23 protein-coding genes and 1 pseudogene are annotated in these 23984 nt (G+C 72.0%); 10 read left to right on the plus strand and 14 right to left on the minus strand.

The window, feature by feature from the left end; translation table 11 throughout:
- Positions 1-16: 16 nt before the first annotated feature.
- The 3 genes from galE to idi all read left to right on the plus strand — a co-directional run bounded on the left by galE (position 17) and on the right by idi (position 2851).
- Positions 17-991, plus strand: a complete 975-nt coding sequence (gene galE, locus MQP27_RS06830) for a UDP-glucose 4-epimerase GalE (RefSeq protein WP_242762245.1) — start codon at positions 17-19, stop codon at positions 989-991.
- Positions 992-1140: 149 nt separating this feature from the next.
- Positions 1141-2082, plus strand: a complete 942-nt coding sequence (locus tag MQP27_RS06835; protein WP_242762247.1) for a cation diffusion facilitator family transporter — start codon at positions 1141-1143, stop codon at positions 2080-2082.
- 175 nt (positions 2083-2257) lie between these two features.
- Positions 2258-2851 (plus strand): isopentenyl-diphosphate Delta-isomerase, encoded by a 594-nt coding sequence (gene idi, locus MQP27_RS06840; protein ID WP_242762249.1) that lies wholly within the window; start codon positions 2258-2260, stop codon positions 2849-2851.
- Positions 2852-2857: 6 nt separating this feature from the next.
- Here the strand turns inward: idi and MQP27_RS06845 are convergent, their stop codons facing one another.
- Together MQP27_RS06845 and MQP27_RS06850 are read right to left on the minus strand one after the other, a co-directional pair.
- Complete coding sequence (locus MQP27_RS06845) at positions 2858-3367, minus strand: ATP-binding protein (protein WP_242763595.1); 510 nt, start codon at positions 3365-3367, stop codon at positions 2858-2860.
- A 174-nt stretch (positions 3368-3541) separates the two neighbouring features.
- Positions 3542-4123 (minus strand): HdeD family acid-resistance protein, encoded by a 582-nt coding sequence (locus MQP27_RS06850; protein WP_242762251.1) that lies wholly within the window; start codon positions 4121-4123, stop codon positions 3542-3544.
- Between the two features lie 68 nt (positions 4124-4191).
- On the opposite strand from MQP27_RS06850, the gene MQP27_RS06855 reads away from it, so the two are divergent.
- Positions 4192-4947: an enoyl-CoA hydratase/isomerase family protein gene (locus MQP27_RS06855; protein ID WP_242762253.1), complete on the plus strand. Its 756-nt coding sequence runs from the start codon at positions 4192-4194 to the stop codon at positions 4945-4947.
- Here the strand turns inward: MQP27_RS06855 and MQP27_RS06860 are convergent.
- Entirely contained in the window at positions 4919-5569 is a 651-nt protein-coding gene (locus tag MQP27_RS06860; protein WP_242762255.1) for a DJ-1/PfpI family protein, read from the minus strand. The two genes, MQP27_RS06855 and MQP27_RS06860, sit on opposite strands and share 29 nt — an antisense overlap.
- A gap of 26 nt (positions 5570-5595) precedes the next feature.
- On the minus strand, positions 5596-6549 hold the full coding sequence (locus MQP27_RS06865) for a GlxA family transcriptional regulator (RefSeq protein ID WP_242762257.1): 954 nt from the start codon (positions 6547-6549) through the stop codon (positions 5596-5598).
- 122 nt (positions 6550-6671) lie between these two features.
- On the opposite strand from MQP27_RS06865, the gene MQP27_RS06870 reads away from it, so the two are divergent.
- From MQP27_RS06870 to MQP27_RS06875, 3 genes are all read left to right on the plus strand, one after another.
- Positions 6672-7541, plus strand: coding sequence for an SCO6745 family protein (locus tag MQP27_RS06870; RefSeq protein WP_242762265.1), 870 nt, complete (start codon positions 6672-6674; stop codon positions 7539-7541).
- Positions 7542-7602: 61 nt separating this feature from the next.
- On the plus strand, positions 7603-7734 hold the full coding sequence (locus MQP27_RS50855; protein ID WP_308289913.1) for an LPFR motif small protein: 132 nt from the start codon (positions 7603-7605) through the stop codon (positions 7732-7734).
- 100 nt (positions 7735-7834) lie between these two features.
- The gene (locus MQP27_RS06875) at positions 7835-10204 is read left to right on the plus strand and encodes a Tex family protein (protein ID WP_242762267.1); all 2370 of its coding nucleotides are present in this window, start codon (positions 7835-7837) and stop codon (positions 10202-10204) included.
- Positions 10205-10207: 3 nt separating this feature from the next.
- Here MQP27_RS06875 and MQP27_RS06880 read toward each other — a convergent pair whose 3' ends face one another.
- From MQP27_RS06880 to MQP27_RS06890, 3 genes are read right to left on the minus strand one after another with little or no spacing between them, the layout of a single operon-like run.
- On the minus strand, positions 10208-10666 hold the full coding sequence (locus MQP27_RS06880) for a DUF1003 domain-containing protein (protein ID WP_242762269.1): 459 nt from the start codon (positions 10664-10666) through the stop codon (positions 10208-10210).
- A gap of 21 nt (positions 10667-10687) precedes the next feature.
- Entirely contained in the window at positions 10688-12328 is a 1641-nt protein-coding gene (locus tag MQP27_RS06885; RefSeq protein WP_242762271.1) for an ABC-F family ATP-binding cassette domain-containing protein, read from the minus strand.
- 36 nt (positions 12329-12364) lie between these two features.
- A complete protein-coding gene (locus tag MQP27_RS06890; protein ID WP_242762273.1) occupies positions 12365-13387 on the minus strand; it encodes an oxidoreductase in 1023 nt (340 codons plus the stop codon).
- Between the two features lie 66 nt (positions 13388-13453).
- On the opposite strand from MQP27_RS06890, the gene MQP27_RS06895 reads away from it, so the two are divergent.
- Positions 13454-14407 carry an FAD-dependent oxidoreductase gene (locus MQP27_RS06895; RefSeq protein ID WP_242762274.1) on the plus strand — a complete coding sequence of 318 codons (954 nt, stop codon included), beginning with the start codon at positions 13454-13456 and terminating at the stop codon, positions 14405-14407.
- Positions 14408-14422: 15 nt separating this feature from the next.
- Here the strand turns inward: MQP27_RS06895 and MQP27_RS06900 are convergent, their stop codons facing one another.
- Positions 14423-16366 (minus strand): Xaa-Pro dipeptidyl-peptidase, encoded by a 1944-nt coding sequence (locus MQP27_RS06900; RefSeq protein WP_242762275.1) that lies wholly within the window; start codon positions 16364-16366, stop codon positions 14423-14425.
- Between the two features lie 174 nt (positions 16367-16540).
- On the opposite strand from MQP27_RS06900, the gene MQP27_RS06905 reads away from it, so the two are divergent.
- A complete protein-coding gene (locus tag MQP27_RS06905; protein WP_242762276.1) occupies positions 16541-18028 on the plus strand; it encodes a M1 family metallopeptidase in 1488 nt (495 codons plus the stop codon).
- Here MQP27_RS06905 and MQP27_RS06910 read toward each other — a convergent pair.
- The 3 genes and pseudogenes from MQP27_RS06910 to MQP27_RS06920 form a co-directional block, all read right to left on the minus strand.
- The gene (locus MQP27_RS06910) at positions 18009-18914 is read right to left on the minus strand and encodes a PfkB family carbohydrate kinase (RefSeq protein WP_242762277.1); all 906 of its coding nucleotides are present in this window, start codon (positions 18912-18914) and stop codon (positions 18009-18011) included. The genes MQP27_RS06905 and MQP27_RS06910 overlap by 20 nt on opposite strands.
- Positions 18911-19399 carry a macro domain-containing protein gene (locus MQP27_RS06915; protein WP_242762278.1) on the minus strand — a complete coding sequence of 163 codons (489 nt, stop codon included), beginning with the start codon at positions 19397-19399 and terminating at the stop codon, positions 18911-18913. Before MQP27_RS06915 ends, MQP27_RS06910 begins: the two co-directional genes overlap by 4 nt.
- A gap of 39 nt (positions 19400-19438) precedes the next feature.
- Positions 19439-19699, minus strand: a pseudogene (locus tag MQP27_RS06920) (amino acid permease); the annotation flags it as partial.
- A 124-nt stretch (positions 19700-19823) separates the two neighbouring features.
- Here MQP27_RS06920 and MQP27_RS06925 point away from each other — a divergent pair.
- The gene (locus MQP27_RS06925) at positions 19824-20606 is read left to right on the plus strand and encodes a MerR family transcriptional regulator (protein WP_242762279.1); all 783 of its coding nucleotides are present in this window, start codon (positions 19824-19826) and stop codon (positions 20604-20606) included.
- On the opposite strand, the gene MQP27_RS06930 is transcribed toward MQP27_RS06925, so the two are convergent.
- The 3 genes from MQP27_RS06930 to MQP27_RS06940 form a co-directional block, all read right to left on the minus strand.
- The gene (locus MQP27_RS06930) at positions 20583-21308 is read right to left on the minus strand and encodes an SDR family NAD(P)-dependent oxidoreductase (RefSeq protein ID WP_242762280.1); all 726 of its coding nucleotides are present in this window, start codon (positions 21306-21308) and stop codon (positions 20583-20585) included. The genes MQP27_RS06925 and MQP27_RS06930 overlap by 24 nt on opposite strands.
- A gap of 185 nt (positions 21309-21493) precedes the next feature.
- Positions 21494-22234 carry an IclR family transcriptional regulator gene (locus MQP27_RS06935; protein WP_242762282.1) on the minus strand — a complete coding sequence of 247 codons (741 nt, stop codon included), beginning with the start codon at positions 22232-22234 and terminating at the stop codon, positions 21494-21496.
- Positions 22235-22341: 107 nt separating this feature from the next.
- Positions 22342-23970, minus strand: coding sequence for a thiamine pyrophosphate-binding protein (locus MQP27_RS06940; protein ID WP_242762284.1), 1629 nt, complete (start codon positions 23968-23970; stop codon positions 22342-22344).
- Positions 23971-23984: the final 14 nt, after the last annotated feature.

Here is a 23984-nt window from a genome sequence, read left to right on the forward strand (position 1 = left end):
CATAGGGTGGGCGACCATGACATGGCTGATCACTGGCGGAGCGGGATACATCGGGGCCCATGTGGCGCGGGCCATGACGGAGGCCGGGGAGCGCGTCGTCGCGCTGGACGACCTCTCGGCCGGGTACCCCGCACGGCTGCCCTCGGACGTCCCGCTCGTCGAGGGTTCGTCGCTCGACGGCGCCCTGCTGAAGCGGGTGCTGGCCGAGTACGGCGTGACGGGCGTCGTCCATCTCGCCGCCCGCAAGCAGGTCGCCGAGTCCGTGGCACAGCCCACCCGCTACTACCGGGAGAACGTCGGCGGCCTCGCGACCCTCCTGGAGGCGGTGGCCGAGGCCGGCGTCGGGAGGTTCCTGTTCTCCTCCTCCGCGGCCGTGTACGGCAACCCGGACGTGGAGCTGATCACCGAGGACACCCCGTGCGCGCCGGTGAACCCGTACGGCGAGACCAAGCTCACCGGCGAGTGGCTGGTCCGGGCGGCGGGCCGGGCGCACGGCATCTCGACCGTGTGCCTGCGCTACTTCAACGTGGCGGGCGCCGCCACGCCCGAGCTGGCGGACACCGGCGTCTTCAACATCGTGCCGATGGTCTTCGACCGGCTGACCCGCGACGAGGCCCCGCGGATCTTCGGCGACGACTATCCGACCCCGGACGGCACCTGCGTCCGCGACTACATCCATGTCGCCGACCTGGCCGAGGCCCATCTGGCGGCGGCCCGGCGGCTCGTCGACCGGGAGAGCGGCGACGGCGACCTCACGGTCAACATCGGCCGGGGCGAGGGAGTCTCCGTGCGCGAGCTGATCACCGTCATCGGCGAGGTGACCGGCGACCGCCGTACGCCCGTGGTGGAGGCCCGCCGCCCCGGCGACGCGCCCCGGGCCGTCGCCTCCGCCGCGCGGGCCGCCGAGAAGCTCGGCTGGACGGCACGGCGCGGGGTGAGGGAGATGGCCGAGTCCGCCTGGCGGGGCTGGCTGCTGCACCACGGCCAGTGAACTTAGGCTGCCCTGACCTGCGATTTGTTTCCGCAGGTCAGGGCACATGACAACGGTGTTCAGTGCCGCGTTGCCCAATACCCCCCACCCGTAGTTCACTGTGATCCCGGACGGGCTGTTCCGTATCGACGCACAGGAGGGTGGCCGCCATGGGGGCTGGGCACGATCACGGACACGGCCACTCGCATGCGCCGCCCACCGGCACGGCGGCCGCGGCGTACCGCGGGCGGCTGCGCGTCGCGCTGTCGATCACGCTCACCGTCATGGTCGTCGAGATCGTCGGCGGTGTGCTCGCGGACTCGCTCGCGCTGATCGCGGACGCCGCCCACATGGCGACCGACGCGCTGGGACTCGGCATGGCGCTGCTCGCCATCCACTTCGCCAACCGGCCCGCGACCGGCAACCGCACCTTCGGGTACGCCCGCGCCGAGATCCTCGCCGCGCTCGCCAACTGTCTGCTGCTGCTCGGGGTCGGCGGCTACGTCCTGTACGAGGCGATCCAGCGGTTCGTCACGCCGGCCGACACCGAGGGCGGGCTGACCATCGTGTTCGGTCTGATCGGTCTGGTCGCGAACATGATCTCGCTGACGCTGCTGGTGCGCGGCCAGTCGGAGAGCCTGAACGTGCGCGGGGCGTTCCTGGAGGTGGCCGCGGACGCGCTCGGTTCGCTCACGGTGATCGTCTCCGCGCTGGTGATCCTCGCCACGGGCTGGCAGGCCGCCGACCCGATCGCCTCGCTGGTGATCGGCCTGATGATCGTGCCGCGCACCTTGAAGCTGCTGCGCGAGACCCTGGACGTCCTGCTGGAGACGGCGCCGAAGGGCGTCGACATGGCGGAGGTGCGGGCCCACATCCTCGCGTTGGACGGTGTGGAGGACGTACACGATCTGCACGCCTGGACGATCACCTCGGGCATGCCGGTGCTCTCCGCGCATGTGGTCGTGCGCTCCGAGGTGCTCAGTGCGATCGGCCACGAGAAGATGCTGCACGAGCTCCAGGAGTGCCTGGGCGACCACTTCGACGTGGAGCACTGCACCTTCCAGCTGGAACCGGGCGGGCACGCGGAGCACGAGGCGAAACTCTGCCATTGAGGCAGGTGGGACGCCTCGCGGCCGGAATGCAGCGATCCGCCGCCCGGCTGCGTCCTGAGTCCCACAGCCGCCCCCCGGACGGTTCCCCGCCCGCCGCGCCGGGCACGATCAACTGCCGGGAGTGCCGGATTCGTACGGCACACTTGGGGCGCGAAGACCGATGCGAAGGATGGGTATGCCGATCACACCTGCCACCGCGACGCACAGTCCGTCGAACGGCACCGCAGACGCGATTTTGCTGGAACTGGTCGACGAGGACGGCGTCACGATCGGCACCGCGGAGAAGCTCGCCGCCCACCAGCCGCCGGGGCAGCTGCACCGCGCCTTCTCCGTCTTCCTCTTCGACGAGCACGGCCGGCTGCTGCTCCAGCAGCGGGCGCTGGGCAAGTACCACTCCCCCGGTGTGTGGTCCAACACCTGCTGCGGCCACCCCTACCCCGGCGAGGCGCCCTTCGCGGCCGCGGCCCGGCGGACGTACGAGGAACTGGGCGTCTCGCCGTCGCTGCTCGCCGAGGCGGGCACGGTGCGCTACAACCACCCGGACCCGGACTCGGGCCTGGTCGAGCAGGAGTACAACCACCTGTTCGTCGGGATGGTGCAGTCCCCGCTGCGGCCGGACCCGGAGGAGGTCGGCGACACGGCCTTCGTGACCCCCGCCGAGCTGGCGGAACGGCACGCGAAGGACACCTTCTCGTCCTGGTTCATGACGGTGCTGGACGCGGCCCGTCCGGCGGTCCGGGAGCTGACGGGCCCGTCGGCCGGCTGGTGACGCCCCTCAGAGCACCCGCACGGGTTTGAGCGGCAGGGCGGCCCAGATCACCTTGCCGCCGCTCGCCGTGTGCTCGACGTCGCACACCCCGCCCGCCTCCCGGGTGACCTCGCTGACCAGCAGCAGCCCCCGGCCGCCCTCGCCGCCGTGGTCGGCCTCCAGCGCGGTCGGGCGGTAGGGGTGGTTGTCCTCCACGGACACCCGCACCCACTCGGCGCCCACCGCCACCTCGACGGCGAGCATCGGCGAGAGGAGCGCCGCGTGCTTCACGGCGTTCGTGGCCAGCTCCGAGACGATCAGCAGGAGGCCGTGGACCAGTTCGTCGGAGACGGGCACTCCCTGGCGGTACAGCAGGTCCCGTACGGCGTGCCGGGCCTGCGGGACCGAGGCGTCGACGGCCGGCGCGGTGAACCGCCAGACGCCTTCGTACGGCAGTGGATCCGCGGGCCTCGGTTCGAGGGGCTCGTCCGGGCCCCCTTCTGGGCGTGGGCCGGACCCGCGCCCGTGGTTCTCCATCGTCCGGTCGCCACCCTTGCGCTCGATTGTCACCACACGTCGAGTGTTGGTAACGACCCGCTCCGCTCCGGGTGACTGAACAGAAGTCAGCGGGTATCGAGCGCTTGTGACCGTTTTCTTATGACACGGTCAGCCATTGGACCGCTCTTGTCCCGCTTCAGTGGGCTTCGCGAACTATTCGGGTTGTACGGGTTTGGCGTCGGCGACCATGCCGACGACACGGCGGCCGCCGTACCCGGTGGCGATCAGTCCGAGTCCGTCGAACAGCAGCGCGAGCGAGAAGAAGCAGCCGATGACGTACTTGCTGCTGCTCGGCCAGGAGGCCAGCACCAGGATGCCGAGCAGCAGGTCGAAGGCGCCCTGGAGCAGGGTCCAGCCGAACTGCGGGCCGCGCACCACCAGGCTGCCGGCCAGCCGGAAGACGCCACCGGTGAGGAAGAGCAGTGCCGCGAACATGGTCAGGGCCTCGGCGGCGGCCTCGGGGCGGCGGATGACGACCACGCCGGCCGCGATGTTGAGGGCGGCGACGACCACGCCGAGCCAGAAGAAGTTGGTGCCGCGGGCCTGGATCGCGTGCAGCAGCCCCACCGCGCCGCCGATCAGCAGCAGCCAGCCGAACAGGAGCATCGAGGTGAGCGTGGCGACGCCGGTGTAGACCAGGCCGACGAGTCCGGCCAGGACCAGGACGACGCCGAGCGCGGCCAGCCAGCCGAAGCCGCGGCTGAGCTTGGCTGTCTCCTGCGTTTGTGCGGCCATGCGGGGCCTCCTCGGGTACGACCCCCTCCTTGATCGTACGGTCGCGGGATGCGGCTAGCATCCGGCCCATGGAGCCCCAGCTGCTGCACACCGTCACCGACTCCGTCGCCACCGTCGTAGTCCACAACCCCGCCAAGCGCAATGCCATGACGGCCGCTATGTGGGCGGCGCTGCCGCCGCTGCTCGACACCCTGGCGGCCGACGCGGACCTACGGGCGCTGGTGCTGACCGGGGAGGGCGGGACGTTCTGCGCCGGGGCCGACATCTCCACGCTGCGGGGGTCGCCGGAGGAGGCGCAGCGGCTCGCGGTGCAGGCCGAGGAGGCGCTCGCGGCCTTTCCGAAGCCGACGCTGGCCGCGGTCCGCGGGCACTGCGTGGGCGGCGGGTCGCAGCTGGCGGCGGCCTGCGATCTGCGGTTCGCCGAGGAGGGGGCGCTGTTCGGGGTGACGCCGGCGAAGCTCGGGATCGTGTATCCGGCGTCCTCCACGCGGCGGTTGGTGTCGCTGGTGGGGCCGGCCGCCGCCAAGTACCTGCTGTTCTCCGGGGAGTTGATCGACGCCGAGCGGGCGCTGCGTACCGGCCTGGTGGATGAGGTGCTGCCGGAGGCAGAACTCGCCAAGCGGGTCGCGGAGTTCACCCGGATCCTGGTCTCGCGTTCGCAGCTGACGCAGGCCGCGGCGAAGGAGTTCGCGAACGGGCGCACCGACCGGGACGACCACTGGATGGCGCAGGCGCGCGGCAGCGGCGACACCGCCGAGGGCGTCGCCGCGTTCCTGGAGCGCCGTCAGCCGCGGTTCACGTGGGCTGTTCGTGACCGAGGATGAACCGGCTGCGTGAGCGCATGAACTCCGTGACGTCCGCCGGTGCCTTCTCCGGCGACCCCGCGTCGTAGGGCGGCCGCGGGTCGTACTCGATGCCCAGCTGCACGGCCTGGGCCACGAAGTCGCCGGAGATCCTGCCCAGCAGGGCGAGCCCCATGTCGATGCCGGAGGAGACGCCTGCCGCGGTGACGTACTTCCCGTCGGTCACGACCCGCTCCCCCGTCGGCTCGGCGCCGTACTTGCCCAGCTCTTCGAGGGCCAGCCAGTGGGAGGTCGCGCGGCGGCCTTCGAGGAGGCCGGCGGCGGCCAGCAGCAGGGAGCCGGTGCACACGGACGTGGTCCAGGTGCTGGTGGCGTCGGCGGTGCGGATCCAGTCGAGGAGGGCCGCGTTCTCCATCTGCTGGGTCTGGCCCGGGCCGCCGGGGACGACCAGGACGTCCGGGTGCGGCACCTCGGCCAGCGTCTTCTCGGCGACGAGTGCGAGGTTGCCGCTGTCGTTGCGGACCGGGCCGGTGTGCTCGGCGACGAAGACGGTCTCGGAGTCGGGCAGCCGGCCGAGGGTCTCGTACGGTCCCACGGCGTCGAGGGCGGTGAAGCGGTCGTAGAGGACGATCGCGAACTGCATGGGTTCCCCCTTGGGTCGGCGGGTGCTCAGTGGGTGGTCGCCGGGCGGAACCGGCGCCGGTACTCGGCCGGTGCCGCGCCGAGCGTGCGGACGAAGGAGCGGCGCATCGCCTCCGGGGTGCCGTAGCCGCAGGCCCGGGAGATCTCCTCGACGCCGTCGGCGGTGTCCTCCAGCAGGCGGCGGGCGTGTTCGAGCCGGACCCGGTCGACGTAGCGGCCCGGGGTCATGCCGGTCTCGGTCTGGAAGGCGCGGGCGAAGTGGCGGGGCGAGAGGCGGGCGCGGGCCGCGAGGGTCTCCACCGACAGGTCCGCGCCGGGGTGCTCGGTGATCCACTGCTGGACCTCGCGCAGCGGCTCGCGCTGCGCTGTCTGCGCGGCGAGCTGGGCGCTGAACTGGGCCTGGTTTCCCGGCCGGCGCAGGAAGACGACCAGGTGGCGGGCGACCGACAGGGCCACCTCGCGGTCCAGGTCCTCCTCGACCAGCGCGAGCGCGAGATCGATGCCGGAGGTGACGCCGGCCGAGGTGGCGAGGCGGCCGTCGCGGATGTAGATGGGGTCCGGGTCGACCTCGACGCCCGGGTACTCGCGGGCGAGCTTCTCGCACACCGACCAGTGGCTGGTGGCCCGGTGGCCGTCGAGCAGGCCCGCCGCGGCGAGCAGGAGCGCTCCGCTGCACACCGACACCAGGCGCCCGGCCCGCGGGCCATGCTCGCGCAGCCAGGCGACCACGCGCTCGTCGGGGCGCCGGGTGCCGGCCCCGCCCGGGACCAGCAGGGTGTGCGCGGGCGGGGCGTCGGCGAAGGCGTGGTCCGGGACCAGGGTGAGGCCGCTGGAGGTGCGCACGGGGGCGCCGTCCGGGGAAGCGGTACGGATCCGGTAGGTCCCCGGGCGGTGCAGCTCGGCTCCGTTGAAGACCTCCACCGGGCCGGTGACGTCGAGGCTCTGGACGTTGTCGAAGAGGACGACCAGGACGGTTTCCATGCCTTCGATTCTTGGCGGGCCGGTCGATGGCCGCAATGACGAGCAGCCCACCTTTCCTGCCATCGGGGACACCGTCGACCTGGCCCTGGAGGCCGTACCAACCAGTCGGTAACCTGCCGGGCATGACTACCGCCACCCTCGAACCGCGCGCCGGCCGCAGGTGCCACAACGGGCTCAACTCCCTGCACGCGACGCTGTACTTCTCGCCCGACCTCGGCACCGAGATGGCCGCGATCGGCATCACGCACCCCAGGGCCGTCAACTTCGCCGTACGGGCGGCCGCGATGGGGCCGGTGGGAGCGGGCACGGTGACGGCGGCCTTCTACAACTACAAGTACGAGCTGGTGGCCCGGCACGTGCCCGCCGTGTGGTCGGCCGCCGCGCCCCAGGACGTGCTCGCGGCACGCGCGCGTGCCGTCGACGCGACACTGCGGCGACTCCTCGGCGACGAGGTGGCGGCATCGGCGGAGATGGCGGAGGCGGCCGGGCTCGCACTGCGCGCCACCGAGGCCTGCTCGCGCTCCGCCCGTCCGCTGTACGCCGCGCACGCCGACCTGCCGGTGCCCGGGGAGCCGCACCTGGCGTACTTCCACGCCGCCACGCTGCTGCGCGAGCACCGGGGCGACGGGCACCTCGCCGTACTGATGTCGGCGGGGCTCGACGGTCTGGAGGCCGTGGTGACGCACACCGCGACCGGGAAGGGCATGGCGCCGAAGTGGGTGTTCGGCAGCCGCGGTTGGAGCCAGGAGGAGTGGGACGCGGCCGTCGGACGGCTGCGGGAGCGGGGGCTGCTGGACGCAGCGGGCGAACTCACCGAACAGGGCATCGCCCTGCGGGCCGAGATCGAGGCGGAGACGGACCGCCTCGACCGGGCGCCGTACGAGCATCTGGGTGCGGAGGGCGTCGCGCGGCTGACGGAGCTGGGGCGGGCGTTCGCGGGTGCGGCGCTGGCGGCGGGGGCGTTCCCGGCGGATCTCATCGGTAAGCGCTGAGGAATTCCGGGTACCCGGGCCTCTCCCGGCCGTCCTGGGCGGGAGAGGAAAGGGGAAGTTCGTGTTCCGAGCGATAGCAGACGTGCTGCGGCAGATCGGTGGCGCCATCGCCACCGTCGTGACGCTGCCCTTCCGGGCACTGGCCCGCCTCTTCGGCGGAGCCTCGGCCTCCACACGCGGCCGAAGGGCCTGATTCCGCCGCCCCGGGCCGCCCGTTGCCGCCCTGATCCACGGTTGTCGGTGCCACCTGCCACAATTGCCGCGCAACCTCAGTGAGAAGGCGGTACGGCATCGTGACGACACCCCTCGTAAGCTCCGTCGAAGGCAGGATCGCCGCGGAGCTCGGCGTACGGGAGCGGCAGGTCAAGGCCGCCGTGGAGCTGCTCGACGGCGGTTCGACGGTGCCCTTCATCGCCCGCTACCGCAAGGAAGCGACCGAGATGCTCGACGACGCGCAGCTGCGCACGATCGAGGAGCGGCTGCGGTATCTGCGGGAGCTGGAGGAGCGGCGGACCGCGATCCTCGACTCGGTGCGCGAGCAGGGCAAGCTCACCGAGGAGCTGGAGGCGCAGATCCGGGGCGCCGAGACCAAGGCCCGGCTGGAGGACATCTACCTCCCCTTCAAGCCGAAGCGGCGCACCAAGGCGCAGATCGCGCGCGAGGCGGGCCTGGAGCCGCTCGCCGAGGGGCTGCTGGGCGATCCGACCGTGGACCCGCTCGCCGCGGCCGCCGCGTTCGTCGACGCCGACAAGGGCGTCGCCGACCCGCAGGCCGCGCTGGACGGGGCGCGGGCGATCCTCACCGAGCGGTTCTCCGAGGACGCCGACCTGATCGGCGAGCTGCGCGAGCGCATGTGGGTGCGCGGGCGGCTGGCGGCCAAGGTGCGGGAGGGCAAGGAGGAGGCGGGCGCCAAGTTCGCCGACTACTTCGACTTCGCCGAGCCGTTCACCGCGCTGCCCTCGCACCGCGTCCTCGCGATGCTCCGGGGCGAGAAGGAGGAGGTCCTCGACCTCGTCCTGGAGCCGGAGGAGCCGACCGAGGGGCCTTCGTCGTACGAGGGGATCGTCGCCCACAGGTTCGGCATCGCCGACCGAGGGCGCCTCGCCGACAAGTGGCTGAAGGACACGGTCCGCTGGGCCTGGCGCACCCGCATCCTGGTGCACCTCGGCATCGACCTGCGCCTGCGGCTGCGTACGGCCGCCGAGGACGAGGCCGTCCAGGTCTTCGCCGCCAACCTCCGCGACCTGCTGCTCGCCGCCCCGGCGGGCACGCGCGCGACGCTGGGCCTGGACCCCGGGTTCCGTACGGGCGTGAAGGTCGCCGTCGTCGACGCGACCGGCAAGGTGGTCGCCACCGACGTCATCTACCCGCACGTGCCCGCCAACAAGTGGGACGAGGCGATCGCCAAGCTGGCCCGCCTCGCCAAGGAGCACGCGGTCGAGCTGATCGCGATCGGCAACGGCACGGCGTCTCGTGAGACCGACAAGCTCGCCGGTGAACTCATCACCAAGCACCCGGAGTTGAAGCTCACCAAGGTGATGGTGTCCGAGGCCGGCGCGTCCGTGTACTCGGCCTCCGCGTTCGCCTCGCAGGAGCTGCCCGACATGGACGTGTCGCTGCGCGGCGCCGTCTCCATCGCCCGGCGCCTCCAGGACCCCCTGGCCGAGCTGGTGAAGATCGACCCCAAGTCGATCGGCGTCGGCCAGTACCAGCACGACCTGTCCGAGGTGAAGCTGTCGCGTTCGCTGGACGCGGTGGTGGAGGACTGTGTGAACGGCGTGGGCGTGGACGTCAACACGGCGTCGGCCCCGCTCCTCGCGCGCGTGTCCGGCATCACCTCGGGTCTCGCCGAGAACATCGTGGCGCACCGGGACGCCAACGGTCCCTTCAAGTCCCGCGGCCAGCTGAAGGACGTGGCACGGCTCGGCCCGAAGGCGTACGAGCAGTGCGCGGGCTTCCTGCGGATCCGCGGCGGCGACGACCCGCTGGACGCGTCCAGCGTGCACCCGGAGGCGTACCCGGTCGTCCGGCGGATGGTGAAGACGTCCGGGCAGGAAGTGGCGTCGCTGGTCGGGAACACGGGTGTGCTGCGCTCGCTGCGGCCGCAGGACTTCGTGGACGAGACGTTCGGTCTGCCGACCGTGACGGACATTCTGAAGGAGCTGGAGAAGCCGGGGCGTGACCCGCGTCCGGCCTTCAAGACGGCGACCTTCAAGGAGGGCGTCGAGAAGATCTCCGACCTGGCGCCGGGGATGGTGCTGGAGGGTGTCGTCACCAATGTGGCGGCGTTCGGGGCGTTCATCGACGTGGGTGTCCACCAGGACGGGCTCGCGCATGTGTCGGCGCTGTCGAAGACGTTCGTGAAGGATCCCCGGGATGTGGTGAAGCCCGGGGACATCGTCAAGGTGAAGGTGCTGGACGTCGACATTCCGCGCAAGCGGATCTCGCTCACGCTGCGGCTGGACGACGAGGCGACGGCCTCCGGCGGTGAGCGGCGACCGCAGCGGGGTGGGCGTCCGCCTCAGCAGCGGCAACAGCAGCGGCAGGGTGGGCGAGGCGGTCAGGGAGGCGGGTCCCGTCAGGCGCCGCCGCCTGCGAACAGCGCGATGGCGGATGCTCTGCGCAAGGCCGGGCTGCTGGATCAGAAGAACAAGGGGCGCTGAGGATCAGTGGCCCTCGTTCATGCGGGCTCGGTTCTCCTTCAGTAGTTCCTGGACCCGGTGTTCGACCTCCACCGGGTCCACCCCCAGCGCCCGGCCCATGTGGACCGCCCAGACCTCCGAGCGGACGTTGGTCTCGAAGTCCAGGTCGGCTCGGACGTTCTCACGGGCCGCCTGGCGGTTCTGGCTCACCATGACGAAGGTGGAGAGGAAGATCGCCTCCAGACTGACGATCATGGTGAGCAGGCCGAACGGGTACGGGTCCCAGATCGCGCCCTTGCCGAACACGCCCTCGTTGCACACGATCCACACCGCGAACCACAGGGCGTGGAGGTACACGAACGTCATGGTGCCGGCGAACGCGGTGATCGCGTCCGCGATCCGGTCCTGGGTGCCGCGCATGCGCGCGACCACGTCCTGCTCGTGCTTGATCTTCACGGCCGGACGTCTCGGCGATGTACCCATCGTCTCTCCCTGGTCGAGCCGCTAGCGTTCGGTGACCTTGCCCGCCGCGACCTCCAGGCGGCGGGTCACGTGGACCGCGTCCAGCATGCGGCGGTCGTGGGTGACCAGGAGGAGGGTGCCCTCGTAGGCGTCGAGGGCGGACTCCAGCTGTTCGATGGCCGGCAGGTCGAGGTGGTTGGTCGGCTCGTCGAGGACCAGGAGGTTGACGCCGCGCCCCTGGAGAAGGGCCAGGGCCGCTCGCGTGCGCTCGCCCGGTGACAGGCTGGTCGCGGGGCGCAGCACGTGTTCCGACTTGAGGCCGAACTTGGCCAGCAGGGTGCGCACTTCGACCGGTTCGGTGTCGGGTACGGCGGCGCAGAACGCGTCCAGCAGGGACTCCGTGCCGTGGAACAGCTTGCGGGCCTGGTCGACCTCTCCGACCAGGACGCCGGAACCCAGCGCCGCGTGGCCCGCGTCCAGGGGGATGCGGCCCAGGAGCGCGCCGAGCAGTGTGGACTTGCCCGCGCCGTTCGCGCCCGTCACCGCGACCCGGTCCGCCCAGTCGATCTGCAGGGAGACCGGGCCGAACGTGAAGTCCCCGCGCCGTACCTCGGCGTCCCGCAGGATGGCGACCACGGCGCCCGAGCGCGGGGCCGACGCGATCTCCATGCGCAGCTCCCACTCCTTGCGGGGCTCCTCGACGGCCTCCAGGCGCTCGATCATGCGCTGGGTCTGGCGGGCCTTGGCGGCCTGCTTCTCGCTGGCCTCGCTGCGGAACTTGCGGCCGATCTTGTCGTTGTCGTTGTTCGCCTTGCGGCGCGCGTTCTTGACGCCCTTGTCCATCCAGGAGCGCTGCATCTGGGCGCGGTCCTGGAGGGCCGCCTTCTTGTCGGCGTACTCCTCGTAGTCGTCCCGCGCGTGCCGGCGGGCGACCTCCCGCTCCTCCAGGTACGCCTCGTAGCCGCCGCCGTAGAGGTTGATCTGCCGCTGGGCGAGGTCGAGTTCCAGGACCTTGGTGACCGTGCGGGTGAGGAACTCGCGGTCGTGGCTGACGACGACGGTGCCGGCCCGGAGGCTCTTCACGAACCGTTCGAGGCGTTCGAGGCCGTCCAGGTCGAGGTCGTTGGTGGGCTCGTCGAGGAGGAAGACGTCGTAGCGGGACAGGAGGAGGGAGGCGAGGCCGGCGCGGGCCGCCTGGCCGCCGGAGAGGGACGTCATGGGCTGGTCCAGGTCGACGGCGAGGCCGAGCGAGTCGGCGACCTCCTCCGCCCGTTCCTCCAGGTCGGCGCCGCCGAGACCGAGCCACCGCTCCAGGCTCGTCGCATACGCGTCGTCGGCACCGGGCGCGCCGTCCACCAGGGCCTGCGTGGCCTCGTCCATCACCCGCTGCGCCTCGGCGACACCGGTACGGCGGGCGAGAAAGGCCCGCACCGTCTCCCCGGGCCGCCGGTCCGGCTCCTGCGGGAGATGCCCGACGGTCGCCGTGGGCGGCGAGAGCCTGAGCTCCCCCTGCTCCGGCGCGAGCAGCCCCGCGAGCATCCTGAGCAGCGTGGACTTGCCGGCACCGTTGGCACCGACCAGCCCGATCACGTCCCCGGGCGCGACGACGAGATCGAGCCCGGAGAAGAGGGAACGGTCGCCATGTCCGGCGGCGAGGTTCTTGGCGACGAGGGTTGCGCTCACAGAGGGCGATCCTAATGGGCGGGGCGGACCGGGGCGCTACCGTGCCATCGCCTCCACCAGCACGCTCCCCGAGGTCCGCGCGACCACGAAGGACTCCCCCTTCACCGCCTTCGCGTCCAGGGCGATGCGATGACGACCCGGTTCGAGCACGCCGTCGAAGACCTCGTTGGCATGGGTCCGGTACAGCCGGTCCAGGCGGTACGCCGTGAGCCGCACCCGGCACGGCGACGTCACCTCCACCCCCGCCTCCCCGTCCGCGGCCACCAAGCCTGTGAGCCGCCGCTGCTCCATCGGGCTGCGGTCCAGGGCGTGTTCGATCTGCGCGACAAGCAGGGGAACTATCGGCGCCAGCCCCTCGACATAGGCGACATCGAGCCCGGCCTGCTCGAAGGCGCGGCGCACGGCGGCACGTTGCTCCTGCGTGATCGCGCGGCCGAAGGCGACCGCGCCGTAGGCGGCCAGCTCGTCCGCGGGAACGCCCTCCGCGTCGTGGGCGATGTCCGCGCCGATGCCGATCGTGCGCAGGGCGGCGGCGAGCTTCGCGAGCAGGGCGACCCGCGCGCCGATGAGCAGAACCCGGCGGCGCGGCGACCGGGACTCGCCGTCGAGGAGCGCGGCCAGCGCGTCGCGGTACTCGGTGCCGTGGAAGCGGAACGGCCCTATGCCGTGGTAGCCGTTGAGTTCGAGGTCGGCCTGCTCCTCCGTCTGCCAGGCGAAGTCGCGCCAGATGTAGTCGTCGCCGTCCCGCTCGATGACCGCGGTGACGGCGCCGCACGCGAGGTCGGCGCACTCGGGGCAGCCGTAGATGACGTAACGGCCGTCGGGAAGCGGGGGCTCCGCCTCCAGCAGGAGGCTGCGGACCTGCTCGGTGAAGATCGCCGGCGGGACGTCCGAGGCCAGCGGCGAGACGGCGTCGAGGTCGGAGAGCTGGAACAGCAGCGGTCGCCCGTCGACGATGAAGTCCACGAATTCCCGGTGCACCTGGTAGTCACCGTTGGCGAGGACGCCACCGGCACGCATCGCCGGTGCCAGGCCGAAGGTCGCGTACTCGGCAGACATGCTGTGAGTATCCCCAGACCGGACGCGGTCTGCGCACGGCATGGGACATTCCGCTACGGTCCGGGCGTGGAGAGCGGATCGAACAACGATGTCATCGTGGTCGGCGGCGGGGTCATCGGCCTCACGACCGCCGTCGTCCTCGCCGAGCGCGGCGTACGGGTGCGGGTGTGGACGCGGGATCCCGTCGAGCGGACCACCTCGGCGGTTGCCGGCGCGCTGTGGTGGCCGTACCGGATCGAGCCGGCGGCGCGGGCGAGGGCGTGGGCGCTCAGGTCGCTGGACGTGTACGAGGAGTTGGCGGCGCGGCCCGAGGTGACCGGCGTACGCATGGTCGAAGGGGTACTGGGCGAGGCGGATCCGGACCGGGCCGAGGAGTGGGCGGCCGCCCGGGTGCCGGGGCTGCGGGCGTCGACGGCCGAGGAGTACGCCGGGAGCGGGATGTGGGCGCGGCTGCCGCTGATCGACATGGCGGCTCATCTGCCGTGGCTGCGGGAGCGGTTGCTGGCGGCGGGCGGGGTGGTCGAGGAGCGTACGGTGACCGACTTCGCCGAGGTGGCCGCGCCGGTGGTGGTCAACTGCACCGGACTGGCGGCCCGCGCGCTCGTGCCGGATCCTGCCGTACGTCCCGTGCGGGGGCAGCTCGTGGTCGTGCAGAACCCGGGCGTGCGCACCTGGCTCACCTCCACCGGCGCCGACGGGGAGATGGCGTACTTCTTCCCGCAGCCGGGACGGTTGATCCTGGGCGGCACGGCGGTCGAGGACGACTGGTCACTGGAGCCGGATCCGGCGGTGGCCGAGGCGATCGTACGGCGGTGTGCGGCGCTGCGGCCCGAGATCGCCGGGGCGCGGGTGCTGGAGCACCGGGTGGGGCTGCGGCCGGCGCGGGACGCGGTGCGGCTGGAGCGTGAACCGCTGCCGGACGGGCGGGTGTTGGTGCACAACTACGGGCACGGCGGGGCGGGTGTGACGGTGGCGTGGGGATGCGCGGAGGAGGCGGCCGGGCTGGCCGCCTCCTCCTGACGCCGGTCGGCCTCCCTAGGGGACTCGGTGGGCGGAGCCCGGTGAGCGCACGCCGTCCAGGGTGGCGGCGGAGGGAGCCGTGGCCGTCGTACTGGAAGTGGCGCGGGCGAAGGCCGCCGCGCCGCCGACCAGCGGGACGCGGGCCGAGGTGCGGGACAGGTCCAGGGTGAGGGTCGGCTTGTCGGCCGGCGGGTCGATGAGGTCCTTGTCGGTGCCCGCGACGATCAGGGCGAGGCGGTGGCCGGCCGGGACGACGTGGTCGGTGGCCGCGAGGTCCACGGTGATGGTGTACGCCTTGCCCGGGGTGAGCGGGACGCCCTTGAGGTCGGAGGCGTAGTTGCCGAGGTCGGCCCAGCCGCGGCTGAACACCGTGTAGTCGACGTCCGCCTTCTTGGCCTGCGTGTTCTTGAAGCAGGCGCTGTCGCCCGCGGTGCTCGCGCCCCAGCAGCTGCGGTCGGTGAGGGTGGTGATGCCCTCGGCGGCGTCGGCGTAGTCCCGGATGGTGTCGGGGCCGAGGTCGACCAGGACGGCGGAGAGGTGGGCCGTCGGGGTGGTTGGGGTCGCGGTGATCGTCACCTTGGACGAGCCGGACAGGCGCAGGCCGTGGGTGAGGGGTTTCGTCACGAAGCCCGCCTTGTCGGGGGTCGACGTGTCGATCTGCGCGGCCCAGTCGGTCTCGCTCCGCGTCGGGTCGTCGGTGAAGGTCTCGCTGCCCTTGTGCTTGGAGAGGCCGAGGGTGCCGACGCCCGCCTGGGTGCCGGTGGCCGGGCGCAGGGTCGTGGTGGTCGTGCCGGCCGGCGGCCAGACCTTGGAGGTGACCCACTGGTCGGGGTGGCGTTCGATGTCGGCCATCGGCTCGCGGTCGATGCCGTTGTCGTAGCCGAGGAGTTCGTGGTCGAACCAGCGGTGCAGGGTGTCCACCCAGGTGGCGCGGCGGAAGTCGAAGGGGTCGACGTGGCCGGTCTGGGAGAGCCAGATCTTGCGCTCGACGCCGTTCTTGGCGAGGGCGTCCCACCACTGGCCGAAGTGCTTGGTGCGGACGTTGAGGTCCTGCATGCCGTGGACCAGGAAGACGCTCGCCTTCACCTTGCTCGCGTCCTTGACGTAGTCGCGCTCGGTCCAGAACGGCGTCCAGTCACCGGTGCGCGGGGCGCCGTCGACGATCTTCTGCTGTACGGCGGCGCACTTGGCCCGGGCGTCGGGGCTGTCGACGTAGTCGGAGAGCCAGTCGGGGCCGGAGTCGTAGAGCGGGGCGCCCTGCTGGAAGTAGTAGTCGTACCAGGAGGAGATGCCGCTGATCGGGACGATGGTCTTGAGGCCCTTGACGCCGGTGGCGGCGACGCCGTTGGCGATGGTGGCGTCCCAGCTCTTGCCGATCATGCCCGTTGTGCCGTTGGTCCAGCCGGCCTTGGCGGTCGTCGTGCCGGTGCGGGTGGTGTACGCCTTGGCGCGGCCGTTCAGCCAGTCGACGACGGCCTTCGCGGACTGGATGTCGGAGCGGCCGCCGACGTCCACGCAACCGTCGGAGCGGTTGGTGCCGGCGAGGTCGACGCCGACGAAGGCGTAGCCGCGGGGCACGAAGTAGTTGTCGTAGAAGAGCGGCATCTGGACGACGTTGCCCGCCGCGTCGTACGTCTTCTTCTGGCTCTCGTTGCCGCGGCCGCAGCAGGAGTAGTAGGGGCTGGCGTCCATGATGACGGGCACCTTGCGGCCCTGCTGGGCGGGTTCGCGCGGGCGGACGATGTCGACGGCGACGCGGTCGGTCTTCCCGTCGCCGTCCCCGTCGAGTCCGGTGTCCACCCACACGGCCTCGCGGATGGCATCGGCGTAGGAGTAGACGGGTTGGCTCTCGCGCGGGGTCGCGTGGGCCGCCGCCGGGGCGATGAAGGCCGCCAGGAGGACGGCGATCGCCGCCGTCGCGAGCGGTCTCCAGGTCGTGAAGCGCATGCGTATCGGCATGCGCGGACGTTACAACGGTCAACTCCCGTACAGAAAGGGGGAGTAGGAAGGGCCAGGAGGAGTGATACGGCCGAATGGCGATCGTGTGACAGGTGGGGCCATGGACAGGCCTGCGCGCACAGGGACTCAATAGGCTCCGAACAGACTTCGTGCCCCCACCACTTGGAGCCTTTCGTGCATCGCAGACTCATCGCCCCGGGCGCACTCGCCGCGGCCTCCCTGATGCTGGCGATCCCGGCCTCGGCCGCGAGCTTCTCCCCCGGCGCGCCAGGTATCGGCGACCCCTACTACCCGGCCTACGGCAACGGCGGATACGACGTCTCCCACTACGACCTGCGTCTTCAGTACCAGCCCTCGACCGACGAGCTGGCGGGTACGGCGACGATCCTGGCGAGGACCACGCAGGACCTGTCGAGCTTCGACCTGGACTTCCTGCTGGACGTCAGCGAGGTGCGGGTCAATGGCGTCAAGGCCTCCTTCGCGAGCTCGGGGCAGCACGAGCTGGTGGTGACGCCGAAGACGCCGCTGGCCAAGGGGACCGCGGTCACCGTGGTCGTGCGGTACAGCGGGGTGCCGTCCTCGAAGAGCGCGTACGGCTTCAACGCCTGGCACCGGACGCCGGACGGGGCCGTCGCCGCGGACGAGCCCGAGGCGGCGTGGTGGTGGTTCCCGAGCAACGACCATCCGCTGGACAAGGCGACGTACGACGTGTCCGTCGCCGTGCCGGACGGCACCCAGGTCATCTCCAACGGGCTGCTCCAGTCGACGAGTTCACGGCTGGGCTGGACCCGCTACAACTGGCGGGAGAACAAGCCGCAGGCCACGTACCTGGCCACGCTGGCGGTCGGGAAGTTCGACATCACGACCAGTACCTCCGAGGGCGGGGTGCCGATCGTCAACGCCTACAGCAAGGACCTCGGGGACAACGACGGGGCGGCGCGGGCGAGCGTCGAGCGGACCGGGGAGCTGGTCGACTGGCTGAGCGGCTACTTCGGGCCGTATCCGTTCGCTTCGGCGGGCGGGTACGTGCCGAACACGACCACCGGGTACGCGCTGGAGACGCAGACGCGGGTCTACTACAGCCCGCGGCAGTTCGCGAACGGGGCCAACACCTCGGTCGTCGTGCACGAGTTGGCGCACCAGTGGTACGGGGACTCCGTCTCCCTCAAGGGCTGGAAGGACATCTGGATCAACGAGGGCTTCGCCCGGTACGCGCAGTGGCTGTGGTCCGAGCACGAGGGCGAGGGGACGGCACAGGAGCTCGCCGACTACGTGTACGCCTCGCACCCGGCCGACGACGCGTTCTGGACGGTCGAGCCCGGGGATCCGGGCCCGGACAACCAGTTCGACATCGCGGTGTACGACCGGGGGGCGCTGGCCGTGCAGGCCCTGCGGAACGCGGTCGGTGACGACACCTTCTTCGCCATCCTGAAGGGGTGGCCGCGGGAGCACGCCTACGGGAACGCCTCGGTGGCCGACTTCGAGGCGTACGCCGAACAGGTCTCGGGCAAGTCGCTCGGCTCGCTGTTCGACGCGTGGCTGTTCCAGCCGAGCAAGCCGGCGGCGGCCGCGGTGAAGGCGGCGGCGGTGAAGGCGGCGGCGGTTGCGCCGGTCCAGCCGAAGTCGTGGAAGAAGATCGAGGCTACGAACGACGTGCGCTGACCGCCAGGAGCTCCTCGCGGGACATCGACTCCGCCTCCGTGGCAGGGACCGTGCAGGCGTGGGCGCCTGCGATCGTGCCGTAGAGCGCGGCGCGCTCAGGGGTTTCGCGGTTCAGCCAGCCGTAGAGGAAGGCCGCCGCGAAGGCGTCGCCCGCACCGTTGGTGTCCACCACCGGTGCGGGCGGCGCCGCCGGCGGGATGTGGGTCAGTTCGTCGTCGGTCAGCAGGTAGGCGCCCTTCGCGCCCGCCGTGGCGACGACGACCTCGGCCCTGCCCCGTTCGGTGATGCGGCGCATCGTGCGCTCGGGGTTCGGGAGTGCGGTCGTGGACAGGAAGACCACGTCCGCCTCGTACGCGAACGGTTCGTGGTACGGGTTCTCGCCGTCCCAGTCGTGCAGGTCGGTGGAGACGGTGGTGCCCGACTCCCGCAGCAGCGGCAGCGCGTGGGCGGCGGGCTGGGTGATGGCGACGTGGACGTGCCGGCTCGCCCCGGCCAGGGTGCGGACCGTCGTCTCCGGGAAGCGGTCGTCGGGGTGGGAGCGGCTCACGTCGTACAGGGAGAGCCGTCTGCCGTCGGGGCCCACGAGGTTCACGGCGCGCTTCGTCCCGGCGGGCTGGGGGATCGCCGTGAGCGCGATGCCCTTCTCCTCGTGCAGGGCGCGCACCAGGTCGCCCTCCGGGTCGTCGCCGAGCAGGTCGAGGTGGTGGACGCGGAGGCCGAGGGCGGCGAGGCCCAGCGCCACGAAGTCGCCGGTCTGGCCGGCGCGGGTGCGGATGCCCTGCTCGATCATGTAGCTGTCGGCGTACGGGAGCGGCAACCGCGGCACGTACACGATGGTGTCCACGCCGGCGCCGCCCAGCACGAGGACGTCGATCTCGCGGCTCAACTCTGGCCCTCCCCATGGTCGTACACCGTGACGCCGATGCCCCGCCGCACCAGCCGCTGCACGATCAGCGGCTCGACGCGGGACCACTTGCCACCGGCCCGACCGCACCCTATCCGGGGCATGTGGACGGAGGCACCCAGCTCCAGGGCCTTGTCGGCGAGCCTGGTGAGGGCCGTGTCGATCGCTTCGTAGCGGACCGGGACGCCCTTGCTGCCGGTCCTGGTGCCGCGCTGGCCGATCATGTTGGCCACCCACACGTACTTCTCGACCTGGACGAACCGGACCGCGCCCAGGCCGAAGTCGTTCGACGCGCGCTCGCGGTGCCATGCGCGGTACGACGCCTCCGGCTCCGGCCAGCGGCGCGATATCGCCAGCACGAAGCCCTTCCCCCAGCCCCCGATGTCGTTGCAGACATGGGCGATCACCTTGACGCCCTTCACCGACGGCGCGGTGGCGTCCCCCCGGATGTAGATGATCTCCGACATGACGCCACCGTACGACCCGCCACTGACAACGGCTCCTGATTACTTCGCGAACTCGGTCAGCTCCCGGTCCTCGTCGCGCCCCACGCGGCGGCGCACGGCGAACCAGCTGGCCACCAGCATCGCGGCGATCACCGGAATGAGGAGGAGGGTCCTGCGGCCGACCTCGGCGTCGTTCCACATCAGGCCGAGGACGGCGAGAAGGAAGGCGATCGTGCTGATCTCGGTGACCGGGCTGCCGGGGAGGCGGAAGGCCGGGCGGGAGAGCAGGCCCGCCTTCGCCCGGCGGACGAAGACCAGGTGTCCGGACGTACTCGGCCGGCTCCCTCGGTGGAAGGCGCGGATCACACAGCGGCTCTTCTCACAGGCCCCACGGGCACCTCGTACGAGGTTTCGCAGTACTGGTGTGACAGCGATACTGCTGCACATGACGACCGACACGGCCAGCGGCACCGGCAGCGACACGGGCGAGCCGACGCTCACGATCGACGAACTGGCCGCGCGGGCCGGCATCACGGTCCGCACGGTCCGGTTCTACGGCACGAAGGGGCTGCTCCCGCCGCCGGTGATCGGGCCTCGACGGGTGGGGCACTACGGGCAGCAGCACGTGGCGCGGCTCGCGCTGATCGAGGAGCTCCAGCACCAGGGCATGACGCTGGCGGCGATCGAGCGCTACATGGAGCAGCTGCCGCCGGACCTCAGCCATCGCGACCTGGCCATCCACCGGGCCGTGGTGGCCTCCTGGGCGCCGGACACGGTGGAGACGGTGTCCGCGGAGGAGCTCCGGCGGCGGGCAGGGCGGCCGCTGGGCGCGGACGACGTGGAACGGCTCACCGCGATGGGCGTGGTGCGGCCGAACGCCGAGGACGCGGAGGACGCGGAGGACGCGGAGGACACGGAGGACGCGGACGGGTACCGCGTCGACGCGGGGCTGCTGCGGCTCGCCGTGCAGCTGCTCGACGTACCGCTGTCGCAGGAGGCGATCCTGGCGGCGCGGAAGGTGCTCGTCGCGCACTCGCGGGCCGCCGCGCACGAGTTGTCGCAGCTGTTCAGGGGCGAGGTGGCCGAGCGGGCCGAGGAGGACGTGAAGTCGCTGTCGGCGCACATGCAGCCCATCGTCGTGCAGGCGCTGCTGACGACGTTCCAGCGGTCGCTCCGGGACGAGGTGCACCAGTGGCTCGCGGCGTCAGAGGAAGGCCGATCCTCCTGACACGTTGAGGGTCTGGCCGGTGAGGAAGCCGCTGCCCTCGTCGACCACGTAGAGGAGAGTGGAGACCAGGTCGGACGGCTGCTGGGTGCGCTTGACGACCTGGCCGGAGCGGACCTCGTCGAAGCCGCCGGCGGCGCCGACCGTGCGCTCGGCGGTGGCGGTGCGGACCATGGTGGGCGCGATCGCGTTGACGGTGATGTCGTACGGGGCGAGGGCGGACGCGAGTGCCCGGGTGAAGCCGATCAGACCGGCCTTCGAGGCGACATACGGGACCATCGTGGGCGGCGCGGTGAAGACGGCGGCGGAGACGATGTTGACGATCCGGCCCCATCCGGCGGCCTTCAGGTACGGCAGCGCGGCCCGGGTGACCAGGAACGGGGCCTCCAGGTTGACGCGCATGACGCGGCGCCAGTCCTCGGCGGTCGTCTCCTCGAAGGGTTTCGCGGGGTGGACGCCGGCGTTGTTGACGACGACGTGCACCGTGCCGAACTGGTCGATCACCCGCTCCAGCCCCGCCCTCACCTGCTCCTCGTCGGTGACGTCACCGACCAGCTCCAGGTAGTCGAGCACCCTGCCCGCGGTCTCCGGCTGCGGAAACAGATCCAGTCCGGCCACCCGGTACCCACGCCCGGCGAGCGCGACGACGAACTCCTGCCCGAGCCCCTGTGCCGCACCGGTCACCAGGGCGGTACGCGTCTCCATGCGCCGAGTGTGATGACCCGTCAGTCACTCGGCAAGGGCACATTCCACTCGCTGAAACCACCTGGCTGCCGCACGCGGTCGGGGGATCGGCGGGGTGTCGACGTCGGCGTACGGGCTGAAACGCACCGCATCGTGGGCGCGAGGGTGTGCGCGGCGGCCGTCGCGGCGGTGCCCTGCGGCGCAGGTCACGCCGACAGTTTGCGGGTCAGTGCTCTTGCCGCCGCGCACACCCTCGCGCCCACGCGGTCCACGTCCAGTCGGCGGGTGCCGCCTGTGACCGAGATCGCGGCGATCGGGCGGGGGCCGTGGTCCCGGGCGTAGATCGGGGCCGCGACGGCGGAGACGCCGACCTCGGCCTCCTCCAGGTTCACGCCGTAGCCGCGGGCCCGGGTCAGGGCGAGGTCGCGGGCGAGCTGGCCGGGGAGGACCAGGGTGCGCGGGGTGAGGCGGGGCAGGGTGCGGCGGGGCGGGGACGGGTCCTCGGCGAGGAAGACCTTGCCGGTGGCCGTGCAGTGCGCGGGCAGGCGGCCGCCGGTGCGGGAGACGATCGGGGTGGCGCGGTGGCCGGTGACTTTCTCCAGGAACAGTGTGTCGGTGCCGTCGGGGACAGCCAGGTGCACGTTCTCGTGTGTCGCCTCGTGCAGGTCGCCGAGGTACGGCAGCGCCGCGTCCCGCAGTTCGCGCACGGTCGGCGCGGACTGCCCCAGCACGAACAGTCCGAGGCCGATCCGGTAGCCACCCTCCGCGGTCCGCTCGACCAGCCCGAGCCGCACCAGCTCACCGACCAGCCGGTGCGCGGTCGGCTTCGGCAGCCCCGTGCGCAGGGCAAGCTCGGCGAGGCTGAGAGCGACGTCGGCCTCGGCGCAGACACGCAGCAGCAAAGCCCCGCGCGCGAGCACGGACTTCGGAATCTGACCGTCCGTCATGGACCGATGGTGGTGGCCGACGCGGCCGGGTGACAAGGCGTGCGGCACCGTGAATCCGCGCCGCAGGTCGACGTCGCACGGAGTCGACGTCGTACGGAATGGATCGTTCATTCCCGCAGCGGTACGTCCACCAGCAGCGGGCGGGTCAACGCGCCCGCCCCCGCGACCAGTTCGCGCAAGTGGTCCGCGCTCTGCGCGCGTACCGCGTCCACCCCGAAGAAGCCGGCCGCCCGGGTGAAGTCCAGGGGGCCGAGTTCGGTGCCGGGGCAGGTTCCCTGGTTGCCCATGGCCTCGTAGGTGTCCTGGAGGGTGCGGTAGGCGCCGTTGTTCATCACGACGAAGAGGACGGGGGCGGGTTGGCGGGCGGCTGACCACAGGCCCTGGAGGCCGAACAGGGTGCAGCCGTCGCCCAGGACGGCGACGACCGGGCGGCCGGGCTCGGCGAGGGCGCGGCCGACGGCGGCGCCGATGCCCCAGCCGAGGCCCCCGCCGACGGTGTGGGTGTAGCTGCCGGGGCGTTCGAGGCGAACGAGGCGGCGGAGCAACAGGCCTACGGTGATGGCCTCTTCGACGACCACGGCGTCGGCGGGGAGCCCGCGGGCCACGGCGTGGGCGGCGGCCCAGGGGGCGAGGGGGGCCGGGGAGTAGGCGGCGCGGGCGGCGGTCTCGGCGCGCTCGCGTTCGGCGGTGTGGCGGTCGCCGGCGCGCAGGGTGCGGGCCTTCGCGGTGTGGGCGGGGACTTGGTCGCGCAGGAGTTCGGCGAGGCGGTGCAGGGAGGGCGCGAGTGCGCCGACCAGCCCGGTCGTGGCGGGGAAGTTGCGGCCGATCTCGTGCGCGTCGGAGTCGAGCTGGACGACCGTGAGGCCGGGGGGCAGGGCGGGGCCGGGGCTGTAGTGGTGGGGCGTGAAGGCGTGCGCTCCGACGATCAGGACGGTGTCGTACGCGGCGAGCGCGGCGCGGATGGCGTCGTGCCGGGGCGGCAGCACTCCGGCGTGAAGGGGGTGCGTGGTCGGGAAGTTCAGGCAGTCGGCCATCGGCTGGTGGTGGACCACGGCCCCGCACGCCTCCGCGGTGCGCACGAGTGCGGGCAGGGCGTCCTCGCGGCCCACGCCGTCCCCGGCGACGATCGCCGGGCGGGCGGCGGCGCCGAGCAGGAGGGCGGCTCGTTCCAGGCCGGCGGCCGGGGCGGGCGGGGGCAGGGGCGTGCGCGCGGGGACCTCGACCTCGGTGGGCTCGCCGAGCATGTCCATGGGGACGGAGAGGAACACCGGCCCGGCGGGCGGCCGTACGGACAGCGCGAAGGCGCGGCGCAGGGCGAGCGGCAGGTCGTGGGCGTGCTGGACGTCGTACGCCGCCTTCACCGCGGGCGTGGCCAGGCCGATCAGGTCGCCGGAGAGCATGGGGTCCTGCTGGAGGTGGCGGCGGTCCTGCTGGCCCGCGGTGACGACGAGGGGGGTGCGGGAGCGGCGGGCGTTGAGCAGGCCGATCAGGCCGTTGGCGAGGCCGGCGGCGATGTGCAGGCTGACGAAGGCGGGGCGGCCGGTGCCGCGGGCGTAGCCGTCGGCCATGGCGACGACGGCGCCCTCGTGGACGCCGAGCACGTACTCGGGGGCGCCGTGCGCGTCCGCGAGGGCGGCCAGGAACGGCAGTTCGGTGGTGCCGGGGTTGCCGAAGACGCGGTCCACGCCCTCGCCGCGCAGGATGTCCAGGACGGCGAGGGCGGGACGGTATCCCATGGGGGGCTCCTCGT

This window comes from Streptomyces cylindrosporus (assembly GCF_022698165.1).
GTDB classification, from domain to species: Bacteria; Actinomycetota; Actinomycetes; order Streptomycetales; family Streptomycetaceae; genus Streptomyces; species Streptomyces cylindrosporus.